The organism is Candidatus Methylomirabilota bacterium, from assembly GCA_028870115.1.
In the GTDB taxonomy this organism is placed as follows: Bacteria; Methylomirabilota; Methylomirabilia; order Methylomirabilales; family Methylomirabilaceae; genus Methylomirabilis.
The window spans coordinates 1-12235 of sequence record JAGWQH010000092.1 but is presented as its reverse complement, the minus strand read 5'-3'; the positions used below and the strand labels follow the sequence as shown (position 1 = coordinate 12235).

At 56.7% G+C, this 12235-nt stretch carries 10 protein-coding genes; 7 read left to right on the top strand and 3 right to left on the bottom strand.

The annotated features are described in order from the left end of the window. The 5 genes from KGL31_10145 to KGL31_10125 form a co-directional block, all read left to right on the top strand. Positions 1-114 (top strand): hypothetical protein (locus tag KGL31_10145; protein MDE2322258.1); only part of this gene is annotated, 114 nt, incomplete at its 5' end. 485 nt (positions 115-599) lie between these two features. Beyond that, the gene (locus KGL31_10140) at positions 600-1400 is read left to right on the top strand and encodes a methane monooxygenase/ammonia monooxygenase subunit C (protein MDE2322257.1); all 801 of its coding nucleotides are present in this window, start codon (positions 600-602) and stop codon (positions 1398-1400) included. A 108-nt stretch (positions 1401-1508) separates the two neighbouring features. Then, positions 1509-2240 carry a methane monooxygenase/ammonia monooxygenase subunit A gene (locus KGL31_10135; protein MDE2322256.1) on the top strand — a complete coding sequence of 244 codons (732 nt, stop codon included), beginning with the start codon at positions 1509-1511 and terminating at the stop codon, positions 2238-2240. 128 nt (positions 2241-2368) lie between these two features. Then, a complete protein-coding gene (locus KGL31_10130; protein MDE2322255.1) occupies positions 2369-3637 on the top strand; it encodes a methane monooxygenase/ammonia monooxygenase subunit B in 1269 nt (422 codons plus the stop codon). Positions 3638-3898: 261 nt separating this feature from the next. Continuing rightward, positions 3899-4636, top strand: coding sequence for a hypothetical protein (locus KGL31_10125; GenBank protein MDE2322254.1), 738 nt, complete (start codon positions 3899-3901; stop codon positions 4634-4636). A 121-nt stretch (positions 4637-4757) separates the two neighbouring features. Here the strand turns inward: KGL31_10125 and ftsH are convergent, their stop codons facing one another. From ftsH to KGL31_10110, 3 genes are all read right to left on the bottom strand, one after another. Further along, on the bottom strand, positions 4758-6680 hold the full coding sequence (gene ftsH, locus KGL31_10120; protein MDE2322253.1) for an ATP-dependent zinc metalloprotease FtsH: 1923 nt from the start codon (positions 6678-6680) through the stop codon (positions 4758-4760). A gap of 517 nt (positions 6681-7197) precedes the next feature. After that, positions 7198-7449: a GYD domain-containing protein gene (locus tag KGL31_10115; protein ID MDE2322252.1), complete on the bottom strand. Its 252-nt coding sequence runs from the start codon at positions 7447-7449 to the stop codon at positions 7198-7200. A 183-nt stretch (positions 7450-7632) separates the two neighbouring features. Further along, positions 7633-9192: a hypothetical protein gene (locus KGL31_10110; GenBank protein ID MDE2322251.1), complete on the bottom strand. Its 1560-nt coding sequence runs from the start codon at positions 9190-9192 to the stop codon at positions 7633-7635. Between the two features lie 629 nt (positions 9193-9821). On the opposite strand from KGL31_10110, the gene KGL31_10105 reads away from it, so the two are divergent. Both KGL31_10105 and KGL31_10100 read left to right on the top strand, forming a co-directional pair. Continuing rightward, positions 9822-10709, top strand: a complete 888-nt coding sequence (locus KGL31_10105) for a PAS domain-containing protein (protein ID MDE2322250.1) — start codon at positions 9822-9824, stop codon at positions 10707-10709. 570 nt (positions 10710-11279) lie between these two features. Then, the coding region (locus KGL31_10100; protein ID MDE2322249.1) for a nitric-oxide reductase at positions 11280-12235 on the top strand (956 nt) is incomplete at its 3' end.

The window sequence follows — 12235 nt, the reverse complement described above, 5'->3', positions numbered from 1 at the left end:
TGCGCCGGCAACCTGTCGCAGGCGGCGGCTCAGCTCGGCATCTCCCGCAGCACGCTGTACCGCAAGCTGGAGCAGTTTGGGCTGAAACGGCAGATCCAGATTGACTCACCGTGAGACAGGTGTCGTCGGACAGGTGTTGCATAATAGAACGTTCTAATGAAAATTAACTAGAAATTATTTAGAAATCGATTGGGTCTTCTCGAAGTCATTGTCCGAACTTCTTAATTTCACAGGTGAAAGCAGACTGGATTCACATTCTAACGACGTTTGGCACCATCTTTGCCTTTTGACATCTTAGAATGAGTAGAAGGACGGGCGTCAGCGGGGTCGGGTTATTAAAGATCTCGGGAGGTAAAAAGGACTTGACAGGGGTTCCGGGGGCGACATATGCTAATAACCTCTTAGAACGGGGTTTCCGAAGAGCGATGCTTCTGGAGCAACAACGACCTCAAACTTTAACCTGTTACGTCAGTGGCGGCAAAGGAGGTGAGAATCGGCGTCAACAGAAAGCAAGAGGATGTGTAGTTCCACGGGTAGTATAGTCTACGTAATGTAATTGATCAGAGTGTATTGAGCAGAGTGTAAGGAGGAACAATCGAATGGCACAGTACAGGACAGAAGCCGCACCCGCTAAGCGTGCTGAGTCGGCTGAACAGATGTTTGGCTGGGGCACCTTCTTTAAATGCCAGGTAGCTATCAGCATCTTCTACATCCTGATTCGCATTTACCAACAGTATTTCTCGTGGTCGAAAGGCCTTGACTTCTTCTCTGAGGACTTCCGGGTCTACTGGTGGAACATGCTCATCGGCGAGTTGATCATTGAGGCGTCGGTGCTGACCTTCACCTTGGGCTATATCTGGAAGACTCGTGATCGGAATCTGGATCGCATCACGCCGGAGGAGGAGCTGAGGCGGTTCTGGGGTCTCGGGATGTGGATCGTGACGTTTGCCTGGGCCGTCTATTGGGGCGCCAGCTTCTTTACCGAGCAGGACGGGACGTGGCACCAGACCGTTATCCGCGATACGGACTTTACGCCGAGCCACATCATCGAGTTCTACCTCAGCTACCCGATCTACATTATCATCGGGATTAACGCCTACATGTGGGCCAGGACTCGACTCCCCCTGTTTGCTAAGGCGCACTCTCTACCGTTCATCCTGACGGTCGGTGGCCCTGCAATGATCTTTGTGAATGTGGCGCTGAACGAGTGGGGCCACACCTTCTGGATCATGGAGGAGCTGTTCGTGGCGCCGCTACATTGGGGCTTTGTCACGCTCGGTTGGTGTCTTTTTGGGGTGTATGGCGTGGCGGCGGCCATGTGCCCGCGCATCGTTGAACTGCTTAAGATCACAAGCGATAATAAAATAGTGGCTGGGTGGGCCTCAAAATCGGCCTCGTAACGACACACGTTGAGGATCGTTTGTTGAAGGTCCTCGAAGTTCACATAGCCAATAAGTGGAGGGGGGGTGGTAATTCCGCCCCCCTCCCTTCAAGGAGAGGAAGAGCTTATGGCGCTCTTGACACAATCGCAAGCTCTAAGCCTGGAACGGAAGTTCGATATTATCGTTATAGTTGCCGCGTTCACGGGCACGGTTGCGGGGTATCACATTCACCAGATGCTGACCGTCGGCGACTGGGACTTCTGGCTGGATTGGAAGGATCGGCGCTGGTGGGTCACGTTGACACCGATCCTGTTGATCACCTTTCCTGCCGCGACGCAATATTTCATGTGGGAGAAGATGCGGCTTCCAATCGGCGCCACCTTTTGCGTTATGACGCTTCACTTCGGTCAATGGATGAATAGGGTCTTCAACTTCTATATGTGGGCTTGGTTTCCGGTCACTTTTACCACTCCGGGTCTGATGATCCCCAGCGCGATTTTTCTGGACGTGACACTTATGATGACAGGGAGCTACATGTTTACGGCGCTGTTCGGCGGCATGGGGTGGTCCCTCTTGTTCTATCCCTCGAACTGGACCTGGCTCGCGCCGTTTCACTTGGCTGTGAAGCATCCAAGCGGACCGCTCATGTCGATCGCTGATCTGATGGGGATGGAGTATGTGCGCTCCGCCACGCCCGAATACATCAGGATCGTAGAACGGGGGACGCTGCGGACCTTCGGAAGGGATGTCACACCGGTCTCCTCGTTCTTCGCCGGGTTCATCAGCGGGATCATATACCTCTGGTGGGTGTGGATGGGGAAGGTGATCAGTAGGCCAGTATGGCTCTCGCGGACGTAGCTGTCATCAACGCGTACCGTGGTGGTTCCTGAAGCCAGCTATAACTCAAGAGAGTCAAGACAAGGCTCCACGTGGCGCTGCGGTGCGAACGAGTTGACCCTTACCCACAAGTTGGCAGGAGGATAATAATGAGGATAGGACGAGCGGCGTTGTCGGCGATCGTGATTGGATCGATCGCCGTGTCCGCTGGAACGGCATGGGCTCATGGTGAGCGGTCGCAGGAGCCGTTTATGCGGATGCGTACGATAACGTTCTACGATACTAACTGGTCAAAAACGCGGGTGAAGCCCGGTGAGACGATGGAACTCTCCGGGAAGTTCCATGCATTCAGTGAATGGCCGAGGGCCGTCTATCACCCCGATTCAATCTTTCTCCACTTCTCGGTGCCGGGGCCATCAATGCTCAAGAAGGAAGCATGGATGAATGGCATGCCCGTGATCAACTCCACCAAGGCTAAGCTTGGCGGCGACTACGATTATAAAGAGGTGATTATGGGGCGGGTCACCGGGACCTATCACGTTCACCCGATGGTGAATATCGAAGGTGGAGGGCCCCTGGTTGGTGGAGGTCAATTTGTTACTGTTGATGGCGATTGGAGCAACTTTACAAATAACGTCACCACCATCTCCGGTGAGACGATCGACATGGAACGCTTTGGGCTTGGGAGGGTCGTCGGCTGGTGGGCCCTATGGGCCTTCATCGGAATATTCTGGTTGGTGTGGTGGGTAAGGCGGCCGTTTGTGCGACGTCTATTCCAGGTGGGGGTCGTACCTGAGGAAGACCTTGTGAGCCCGGGCGATAAGACGGTGGGACTCGTGCTCATGGTCGCGACGGTCCTCATAGTGGCCATTGGCTATGTTACGACCAATGGTGCCTACCCCATCACGATTCCACTCCAGACTGGTCGGATGGATACCCCTGACCTCAAGGCCACGACGGCGTTTACCCCGTACGCTCAAGCCACCGTGAAGGTCAGGCCTATCACCGCAGTCTATACCGTGCCTGGGCGGTCTCTTGGGATGGTGTTGGAGGTTACGAACGGCTCGAGCCGGCCTCAGCAGTTGGGGGGATTCATTACGGCTAATCTGCAGTTCCGGGATCCGGCTTTGTTTCCCGATTCGCGGCTTAAGATCAAGGTGGAGCCTGCCGGCCCCATTAATCCTGGCCAGACCGCCACGTTATCGGTAGATGCCACCGACGCGGAATGGGAGTATCAGAGGTTGGCCGAGTTGATCTATGACTCAGACAGCCGGTACGGCGGCCTGGCGGAGTTCTTTGATGCTGATAAGAACCGGCAGATTGTTGAGGTTGGTGGTCCCGTGATCCCGTCCTTTGAGGGTGGCGCAACTGCCTTGTCGGGCGGCGGCAAGTGGCGACCAACTACCCAATACAAATAGCGGAAGGAGAGAGACGATCATGGAATTTGCTGCGCAAGGGATGAACATTGCTTTGCTTGTTATGCTGATATTTGTCCTCATGACTCTGGTGAACCAGGCATAGGCGGTGGCGGGGGGGGAGGGGTTCCATCCTCTGGGTTCCGATATCGGGGATTTCAGTGGGTGGGACCCCCACCGCAACGTCGTTCCCATGTTACCGACACCGACGTGAGGAGAAGGCGAGAACGCCAAGAAGGGACGAGGGAGAAGAAGGTAGAAGGCATGAAGTATGTAGCTGCGATTGGGTGTGCGGTTCTAATGGCGGCGGCCGGAGCGTCGCAAGCATGGGCTCACGGTGGAGGTGGCATGGGCGGGATCACCGAGAACGATCTCTGCTCGATGGAAAAGGGGCAGTATTTCGTCCACTTCAGCGCCTATCAGCATGCGCCTGCGGGAGGGGCCTCTCAGCTTGCTCAGCTCAAGGAACTTAAGGATGCGGATCTGAAGCGGTACCTGGATGCGATGAAGGAAGAGTTTCAGTCCTACTGCCGGGATATTCCGAGAACGGGAAAGGCGACGTTGACCTTTGACCTCATCAGTGATGTCCTTCGACGGATCCCGGTGGCGGTTCGGGTTGTCGAGGCTTCGGAGCGTGGTGACTCCGAAACGGTCCTGTATGTCCCCCAACAAGTCTATCCTTCTGGCGTGGTGAAAGCGGAGACGGATTTTGCGCGGGCGGGGAAATATAGAGCTGTTGTGGAAGTTGAGGAGCATGGCGGATCCCACGCTGGAGGCGCCGTCGAGGCGGTCAGTCAGAAACACGCCAGCACGGCAGAGGAGGAGACGTACCATGCCCACGACTCGACCTTCAGCTTTCCCTTCACCGTTGGGTTGAAGACGACTAAGAAGGGCGGTGGCACCTCGGCCATGATGGGCAATCCGGCTATCCTGGTGACGGCTGCTGCCGGTGTGGCTATCGGTGCCGTACTCTATGTAAGACGAAAGAAGAAGGCCGCCTGAATCCGATATAATAAAACCGGCTAAAAAAGTAACCCTCTCACGATAGAGTGAATGTTCGTGAGAGGGTTTTTATTTGCTGGAAGAGTAGAGTACTGTTGTGAACCGAAGTTCGGCTTATCAGTTAAGCCGGTGGCGCCGGTGGCGCCGGCGCACCGGGCGCAGCAGCAGCTTCAGTGCTTGCCGCCTCGGCGGGCGCTTCAGCAGTAGCCGGCCGCGGTGGCTCCAAGGCCACGACCTTCCCAGCCATCACGTCGTCCAACTCCTCCGCGAAGAGGGTTTCGCGCTCGATCAGGGCTTTTGCCACCCGCTGCAGCTTCTCCCGGTTTGCCTCGATCGTCTGGCGGGCTACCTGGTAGCACTCATCGATGATGCGGCGGACCTCCTGGTCGATCTGGAAGGCGATCTCTTCACTATAGTTTCGGCTGTCGATCATATCGCGGCCGAGAAAGACCGGCCCGCCCTGCCTGCCCAGCGTGACAGGACCGAGCTTGTCCGACATGCCGAAGTTAGTCACCATTCGGCGAACCATGTTGGTGGCTTGTTCAAAGTCATTTGAGGCTCCGGTGGTAATCTCGCCAAAGACCAAATCCTCCGCGACGCGGCCACCCATGCCGACACTGACCTCCGCCAGCAGTTCAGACCGCGTGCGGGTGTATCGATCCTCCGGAGGGGCCCCCATCACATAGCCGAGCGCCATCCCGCGCGAGACAATCGTCACTTTATGGGGCGGATCGGCCTTGGGAAGGAGCTTCCGCAAAATGGCGTGACCGGCCTCATGGTAGGCTACCATCTCGCGCTCCTTTGGAGTCAAGGCGCGACTGCGCCGCAAGGGCCCGGCGATCACGCGCTCGACCGCCTCGTCAAAGTCGACCATGCTGACGCGGTCCTTGTCGCGTCGGGCGGCGAGGAGCGCACCCTCATTCACCACGCTGGCAAGATCCGCTCCAGAAAATCCTGGCGTCTGCTTGGCGAGTACGTCGACGTTCACGTCCGGCGCCAGCGGTATCTCGCGCAAGTGCACCTGCAAGATCGCCTTGCGACCTTTGCTATCCGGGTTGTCCACGATGATGCGCCGGTCAAACCGCCCTGGGCGCAGCAGCGCAGGATCGAGGATGTCAGGCCGATTGGTGGCGGCGATCACAATGATTCCGATATTGGCCTCGAAGCCGTCCATCGCCACCAGCAGCTGGTTCAACGTCTGCTCGCGCTCATCGTTGCCGCCGCCGAGGCCCGCCCCACGGTGGCGGCCCACCGCATCAATCTCGTCGATGAAGACCAGGCAGGGGGCATTCTTCTTAGCCTGTTCGAACAGGTCGCGGACGCGGCTAGCGCCCACTCCCACGAAGACCTCCACGAACTCGGATCCAGACAGCGAGAAGAACGGAACCCCGGCCTCCCCGGCGACCGCCTTGGCGAGGAGCGTCTTTCCGCAGCCTGGAGGCCCCACGAGCAACAGGCCTCTGGGGATCTTGGCGTGCAGCGCCTGAAACTTTTGAGGGTGCTTCAAGAACTCGATGACCTCCAGCAACTCCTCCTTCGGCTCTTCCTCCCCGGCTACGTCCGCGAATGTCACCTTTGGCTTGGACGCATCGTGGAGTTTAGCCTTGGACTTGCCGAACGCCATCGGGCCTCCGCCACCGCCCATCTGCGATCGACGGCTCATCATCACAAACAGGCCGATAATCACGAGAAACGGCAAGAAGTTGAACAGGAGGCCCAGCCAGATTGAGCCGCCGGCTGGCGGTTCGATCGCAAAGCGGATCCCCTTCTTCTTTAACAGCTCTTGCAGTGGTTCCGTCGCCTCCTTACTGTAGACCGTCCGAAGGTGCTGTCCGGACGCGACATGGCCATAGATAGTATGGCTGTTTTCATTGAAGATTACCGTCCCGGCAATTTGCCCGGATTCCACTAAATCCATAAAGTCACTGAAGATGACCTGGGTGGAGGCTTTCTGGGGGTTCCAGTAGAACGGGAGGAAGGCTACGGCCGTGACCACGAGGACCAAGGCGACCACGCTCGCAACCTTTACGTAACGCTTGTTCACGGCATTGACCTCCTTTGTGTTACCCCACCGCCCCGAAGCCAGGCGTCCAGCATCGAGGACGTTATAAATGAGGGATAACACCTCCTTAGCTTAAAGTCTCTCATGTTACTCTCACTATGCTGATCAACCCACCGGTTCCTTCTCATCGGCCTGTCCATGTTTTCAATAACGGATAATAATGATAAGAGCGGACAACCTGTCCGGCTCTCTCTTTCAGCACCCAAGCGCTTGGCTGCGTCCACCGCTAACCAATACATAATTAGGGTAAAGCAAGCCTATAAGTTTGTCAAGCCCCACTTCTACAGGGTTGAAACAGTCTGAGGCTATGGAGGCTTGCGAAGGTCGAAACGGAGGTCGATGCGGACTGATTCGGAAAGGAACGTGTGTAATTTGTCTGTACGGCAGGTCGATCAAGCTTTTAGGCGTCTTTCAAGCTTCTGGTGTCGATTGCATCTGGCGCGTCATGTGATAAGCCGGATAGAAGGACGGTTGCCTGCTATGACGGCAAGGGTGAGGGCTATTTCTGATCGAACTCCTTCAGGGTCGAAGCGACGACTAACGTCTCAGATGTGATAAGGCCTGATCCGGCCATGTGCTTCATGATGCTATTTGCCGTGTCCATATCCTTCGCCTCCCATTCGAATACAACATCGTATTGGCCGTAGGTGACGTAAGCCGACTTCATCCCCTCGTAGCAGGCGGCAGGAAGATCGTGGGCCAGTTTGGACCATGCCCCTGGTTTTACCTTAGCTAATGTGACGAACTTCATGATTGGTTGCCCTCCCTTATTTCGCTGAGAACGGTTAGGTTGTGTGTCAACTGCCCTCTCTCGACGCAAGATTCAGACATGAACAATGTGCCGCCAGCAGGATGCCGAAGCTCGCCAGATGCCAACCAAATTGGGTGTCGCATCTGGCGAGCTTCGGCTGAGAGCCTGCCATTAATCTGTCGGCTAGAACAAGAGTTGTACCTCAGCGATCCCCTGGTGAACTAGCTCGCCATGCGTGCTATTGCTCACCCCGATAGTATTCTGGCCCGGCCGGACATCGGTGAGGATATAGTTAGCCCGCAATCGGACGGCGGGGTTGACATACCAGTTCAGACCGAGGGTGCCGGAACGCATCTCCATCGGCCGCTCGTTGGGATCCGCGGTGGGCGCATCAAATACGCCAGTGCGGTCATCGATCCGCATATGCTCGTAACGACCGATGGCCTGCAGGCCGTTGCGCTTGTTGCCGAAGACCCAGTAGCCGATCGTCCCATACCCACCCTGCATAATGAGGTTATCGAGCGGCTTCCCAGTGGCGCCCACCAATCCATCACGCTCCTGCGTGGAGTAGAGGTATTCGCCCTTGATCATAAACGGATAGAAGTCCCATACGATGTCGCCACCGCCGGTGACGCGGTTGCCGTTGATCAGGAAGCCGTTACTCGTGCCAATAAGGCCATCGCCGGCCAATCTCCAGTCGGTCGCCTGGAGCGGATTGAAGCGGTGAAACCGCTGGCCATTGGCGAGTTGCGCGACAGTGGTGACACCCTCTTCATCGGTCTCACCGTTCCCATTTACAATCCTGAAACTGCGGTAATCGGCATTCAGCGCGATGGTCAGATTCCCCAAAGGCATTGGAGGTGAAAAGGCAAATCGCCCAGCGAACTCCTTGTCGCCTTGAGAGGCGACACCGTTTTGGCACTGGTCGATCCGACCGCAGCCGTTAAAGATCCCCACCCCGTAGTAAAACGGCATGTTCATGATGGGGAGGTTGAGATTGCCCGACACTAAAGCGCCCAGTTGCAGACCCGGGGCAAGCGCTCTGGGGACGACCGCCCACTCGGCGAAGTCAAGATCGTAAGGAGCGGTGCTCTTCTCGAGGCTGAAGAAGTTCCGGAACTGCCCTACCTTCACCTGTGCCCAAGGGGCATACGTGTAGGCGACCCAGCCGTTTTCAAGCCGCGTCCCACCTGTAGTCGATACGTCTGTGTTGTGGCCTGGGTTTTCGGCAACTTTGCCGAAGGAGAATTCCGGCTCGATGTAGAAGTTGAAATCCTTGAAGACCTGCCCGCTCAAGATGATCCGGGTGCGGCGCTCCCTGAAGGTGCTCGGTTGGTGCCGCCTGGCTGCGGCGGCGTCTCCCGATGGGAAGTCCTCTTCTTTTCGCGACCCTTGAACTTGCATCCAAGTCTGGAGGTACCCGCCCAGGTTCAGTCGGAACTGGCCGTCGGCTGACTTCAGATAGAACCCTTTCCCGGGCTCATACCCGGTGAGCAGTGACGAAGCCGCGGTCTCGGCGGCCTTCTTCTCCACCTCCATCACGCGCCTGTCCGTCTCTGCCTGTTGCGTGGTCCGCTCCTGCCGCAGCCGTTGCACCTCCTGATGCAACTGCTGGAGTGATGTCTGTTGGTCCTCGTATCTCTGCTCGAGATCCTGCAACTTGTCGGCCCACGCTCCAACCGGGGCGAGCAGCAGAGCGCTGCCTAGGACGACACCACGAACCCACCACCTACTTTGAGCCATGATCCTCCTCCCTCTGCGTCATTAGGTTAACCACCGCGCTCCCGAACTCAGAGCGCTTTGCTGATGCGGGGACCGAAGTGACCCCGCCCTGATGAGACGATCCTTGCCTGGTGTACGCGGGCTTCCCTGCCGCCGGGGAGACCTGCGGCAGGGCCTAGACCTTATATCGGGCGCCACTATCGCACAGCCCGCGTCTCCCTGTCAAGGGTTTTCTTCGGCCGGCCCGGCCTCGCACCCGCGTACGCATTCTCTCGCTCTGCGCCTGGCCGTCGCGGGTTCTGGAAACCGGCCCGGGCGGCTCTTTCCGTTAAAAACGCCTGACCGGTAATGGGGGCGCAGGTGCGGAGCGGTATGCTGCTGTCGAGCATGCAGAGTGCGGAGTAGCGTGGCGATGGGATCCTGGTCACCGCCGGCCCGACGCGTGACCCGCCCGATTCGATCCGCTACTGGTGAGTGGTCGAACCGCTTTCAGCGTGCCGTACCGGGTCGAACGCATCCCAATCGAGACTGCCCTGCAGATGGGCGCGAATGACGGCGAGAGAGTCGAGGGCTGAAAGCACGGATGTGTATTCCTTGTGTGTCTCTTTTTCGACTTGACAGGTCTCATACGAGGACTGTATATTAAACCTATGGTGCACTCAGCCAACGGACCGAAACGTTCGGTACGAGCCCTTCGGACAGGCCAGCGGCGTGATGGCGGCGCCCGTATAGGCGAGGCGGTTGCCCGCCGTCCGGATGAAGAATACGAGCATCAGCCTGCACTGGATGAAAAAGGTTCGGGAAGCGAGCCGAAAAGTGTACAGCCTGTAGAACCGCGGGAGGCTGCCTTCAAGTTTTTCGCGGAGACGGCCGATGGTGTGTTTGTAAGCGCCCCGTCTGGTGAGATTCTGTTCTGCAACCGGGCTGCTGAAACTATCCTGGAAGCTTCCGCACAACAAGTCGTCGGACAGCAGTGCCGCGAGTTCTTCAATGGCCGTGACAGTAATGGTAATCAGCTCTGTCAGTGGCCTTGTCCACTCAAAATGACGTTGAGCCGCGGAGACCTGATCCAGCATTTTGAGATGGCTACCCGGACGAGGACTGGCAAACCGCTGTGGATTGATGTAAGCTGCGTAGCCCTTCCGTGTGAGGACAACCAACCTCCGACAGTTGTTCATCTCTTCCGTGATGTCACTGCGGCACACCAGCTTGAGGTGCTCGTTCGCCAACAACTGGCTCAGACTCAACTCACAATGAGCGAGAAGACCGTATCCCCCATCGGTGAACTCACTCGGCGGGAATTGCAGGTCGTCACTCTGATGCGGACTGGCGCAACGACGGCGGCCATCGCGGAGCAGCTTTTTATCAGCAAGACCACCGTAAGAAACCATATCCAGAACATCTTCAGCAAGCTCAAGGTTCATTCGAGACTGGAAGCCGTGGCCTACGTCAACGAGATTGCGCGCCGAGAGCCCACCACTCGTACGGAGACTGGACCGGCGCCCGGAGCTACGAAGGAACCCCACAAGGCCGCGTGATGGGCGCAATCGGAAAAATTGAGTCGATTGCATGAGCGATACAGAGCCTGCGGGGACTCATGATCCCGTTCTGGAAGAAGCGGTCCCATGAGTGCGGCGCCGTAGATCGACAAACAGACCAGCCGATGACTGTCCGGTCGAGCAAACCCTGTTTTATATATCTTATATAATGTGTTGATGCCCAGAACCAGTCTGAGACCTATTGAGTAGTGTATATGCATCATCATATTGAGTCAATCGCAGGATTTACGAGCAACATCGGGAATAGTAAAAAGTATAGTACATATGCATCGCGGATTGATTCGATCGCAGGATTTACAAAGTCTACCGGGGATCGCAATATTAGCGCATAGGAGGCGTTCCCCATGAACCTTATGACACGGATCAACAAGCAGGGCAACGGGTTACCGTCTGGTCGACCGGACGTGCGCCGTCAAACCCGCGGCCTGCATGCGCCTCGCGAAGCGCGTGCGCCCCCGACGGCTGGGGTGTTCACAACTCTAAAGACGGCACCGTAATAACAATGCAAGAGTGGCCACCTCAGTTGAGGGAGAGCCACAGGAGGAAACGATGAGTCCGAATCCCAGCGGAACTGCGACGAAGGGTAAGACTGAAAGGACATTTGCACAAGCACTACTAATTAAGAAGTTTTGGTGGCTTCATGCTTTGATCGTCACTGCCATCAGTGTCATCGGGCTAATTGCTCTTGGGGTGTGGACTTATACATCAGCTCCCCCGATGGTTAATTTTGTGTCTGCTACCAGCGGGGAAACGGTGATTCCCGAGTGGGAAATGCAGCGGGGCAAGCAAGTCTTTCACCTTAAGGGTCTGATGACGTATGGTTCTTTCTGGGGTGATGGCGCAGAGCGCGGACCAGATTTCAGCGCCCAAGCTCTGCACATGACCTATGTTTCTATGAGCAAGTACTATGAGAATGAGGTCGCGAAAGAGCGCCCTGTGGTCCAGAACGATCGGGACGCCATCGCGACGCGGGTTAAGCGGGAGATCCACGAGAACGGCTATGACGCTACCGCCAACGTGATTCGCCTTAACCCGGCCCAGGTGTTTGCGTACAATGAGCTGATCACCCATTACACACGGATGTTTACGGATCCGACCTATGATGAGGCGTTCCAGAAGGGACGGATCAAGAGTTACATCACTAATCCAGCCGACCTGAAGGCGCTAGCCGGCTATTTCTTCTGGGGTGGTTGGGTCGCCGGCGCGAATCGACCGGGTGAGACCTATAGCTATACACACAACTGGCCGTACGATCCTGAGACCGGCAACATCCCCACGTATGCTACGTATATCTGGAGCTTCCTCTCGATCTTCGTGCTGTTCTGCGGTACCATGCTGGTCCTGTACGTTTACGGTGAAATGAAGTCTCTGCCCGGCGAGCCGTTCAACGGACGGGATTGGTCGCTTACCACGATCGACCTGGAAAACAAGGGCGACGCTTATGTTCGTCCAACCCAGCGCGCCACCTATAAGTTCTTCGCCTTCGCCGTGATCCTGTTCCTGGT